Below are 2,500 nucleotides of genomic sequence, written 5' to 3' on the forward strand. Positions count from 1 at the left end.
ACAAAACGGAGAGTTTGATCCTGGCTCAGGATGAACGCTGGCGGTATGCTTAACACATGCAAGTCGAACGGTGTCTTCGGACACAGTGGCGGACGGGTGAGTAACGCGTGAGAATCTGGCTTTAGGTCTGGGACAACCACTGGAAACGGTGGCTAATACCGGATGTGCCTTTAGGGGTGAAAGATTAATTGCCTGAAGATGAGCTCGCGTCTGATTAGCTAGTTGGAAGTGTAATGGACTCCCAAGGCGACGATCAGTAGCTGGTCTGAGAGGACGATCAGCCACACTGGGACTGAGACACGGCCCAGACTCCTACGGGAGGCAGCAGTGGGGAATTTTCCGCAATGGGCGAAAGCCTGACGGAGCAATACCGCGTGAGGGAGGAAGGCTCTTGGGTCGTAAACCTCTTTTCTCAGGGAAGAAAAAAATGACGGTACCTGAGGAATAAGCATCGGCTAACTCCGTGCCAGCAGCCGCGGTAATACGGAGGATGCAAGCGTTATCCGGAATGATTGGGCGTAAAGCGTCCGCAGGTGGCAATGTAAGTCTGCTGTTAAAGAGTCTAGCTCAACTAGATAAGAGCAGTGGAAACTACATAGCTAGAGTACGTTCGGGGCAGAGGGAATTCCTGGTGTAGCGGTGAAATGCGTAGAGATCAGGAAGAACACCAGTGGCGAAGGCGCTCTGCTAGGCCGTAACTGACACTGAGGGACGAAAGCTAGGGGAGCGAATGGGATTAGATACCCCAGTAGTCCTAGCCGTAAACGATGGATACTAGGCGTGGCTTGTATCGACCCGAGCCGTGCCGTAGCTAACGCGTTAAGTATCCCGCCTGGGGAGTACGCCGGCAACGGTGAAACTCAAAGGAATTGACGGGGGCCCGCACAAGCGGTGGAGTATGTGGTTTAATTCGATGCAACGCGAAGAACCTTACCAAGGCTTGACATGTCGCGAATCTTGATGAAAGTTGAGAGTGCCTTCGGGAGCGCGAACACAGGTGGTGCATGGCTGTCGTCAGCTCGTGTCGTGAGATGTTGGGTTAAGTCCCGCAACGAGCGCAACCCTCGTTTTTAGTTGCCAGCATTAAGTTGGGCACTCTAGAGAGACTGCCGGTGACAAACCGGAGGAAGGTGGGGATGACGTCAAGTCAGCATGCCCCTTACGCCTTGGGCTACACACGTACTACAATGCTCCGGACAGAGGGCAGCAAGCATGCGAATGCAAGCAAATCCCAGAAACCGGAGCTCAGTTCAGATCGCAGGCTGCAACTCGCCTGCGTGAAGTCGGAATCGCTAGTAATTGCAGGTCAGCATACTGCAGTGAATTCGTTCCCGGGCCTTGTACACACCGCCCGTCACACCATGGAAGCTGGTAGTGCCCGAAGTCATTACTTCAACCTTTCGGGGAGAAGGATGCCTAAGGCAGGACTGGTGACTGGGGTGAAGTCGTAACAAGGTAGCCGTACCGGAAGGTGTGGCTGGATCACCTCCTTTAAAGGAGACCTACACCCCTTAGATATCGAAAAGCAAACAGCTATATAGATAGTAAGTTGGTCTTACCTAGGTCGGTCGCAGACATTTGCAAAATAATTTAGAAAGCTTTCAAACTATGATTTGGTTCGATATGGGCTATTAGCTCAGGTGGTTAGAGCGCACCCCTGATAAGGGTGAGGTCCCTGGTTCGAGTCCAGGATGGCCCACCTGAAGAATAGTTAAGAGTGAGAAGTTAGAAGTGAGGAATAAAAAACTCATAACTAGCAATTCCTAACTCATAACTTTTCGTCTGGGGGTTTAGCTCAGTTGGTAGAGCGCCTGCTTTGCAAGCAGGATGTCAGCGGTTCGAGTCCGCTAACCTCCACCTGAAAGTGATTGCCAAAACAGAAAAGCAAGAGAAATCAGCAACATGACTAAATAGTCAGACTGCTGAGAATAGTCTCAGCCAGAACCTTGAAAACTGCATAGTAACGCGAAATTAGCAGGCAGACACAGACATTTTGTTATAGATGCTCTTGTGAATGCAGTTGAAAGACCAAAATATTTGAGTGGTCAAGCGAATAAGGGCTAACGGTGGATACCTAGGCACACAGAGGCGACGAAGGACGTGGTTACCGACGATATGCTCCGGGGAGTTGGAAGCAAACATTGAGCCGGAGATTTCCGAATGGGGCAACCCTTAATACTACCTGCTGAATATATAGGCAGGAGAGAGCCAACCCAGCGAATTGAAACATCTTAGTAGCTGGAGGAAGAGAAATCAATAAAGAGATTCCCTCAGTAGTGGTGAGCGAAAGGGGAAAAGCCTAAACCAAAGGGTTTACCTTTTGGGGTAGTGGGACAGCAATATCGAATCCCTAGACTAGACGAAGCAGCTAAATACTGCACCAAAGAAGGTGAAAGTCCTGTAGTTGAAAGTTAAAGGATAGTAGCTGAATCCCGAGTAGCATGGGGCACGAGGAATCCCATGTGAATCAGCGAGGACCACCTCGTAAGGCTAAATACTA

2 tRNA genes and 2 rRNA genes (1 of these 4 cut by a window edge) are annotated in these 2,500 nt (G+C 50.3%); all 4 read left to right on the forward strand.

Annotation, left to right across the window (positions count from 1 at the left end):
• Nucleotides 1–2: 2 nt before the first annotated feature.
• Nucleotides 3–1,493, forward strand: a 16S ribosomal RNA gene (locus tag V7K60_RS31480).
• Between the two features lie 132 nt (nucleotides 1,494–1,625).
• Nucleotides 1,626–1,699, forward strand: a tRNA-Ile gene (locus V7K60_RS31485).
• Between the two features lie 85 nt (nucleotides 1,700–1,784).
• Nucleotides 1,785–1,857: transfer RNA gene (locus V7K60_RS31490), tRNA-Ala, on the forward strand.
• A gap of 186 nt (nucleotides 1,858–2,043) precedes the next feature.
• Nucleotides 2,044–2,500, forward strand: a 23S ribosomal RNA gene (locus V7K60_RS31495); it runs 2,439 nt beyond the window's last position.
• Together the 16S and 23S rRNA genes with 2 tRNA genes alongside form the textbook arrangement of a ribosomal RNA operon.

Source organism: Nostoc sp., assembly GCF_036917555.1.
In the GTDB taxonomy this organism is placed as follows: Bacteria; Cyanobacteriota; Cyanobacteriia; order Cyanobacteriales; family Nostocaceae; genus Nostoc.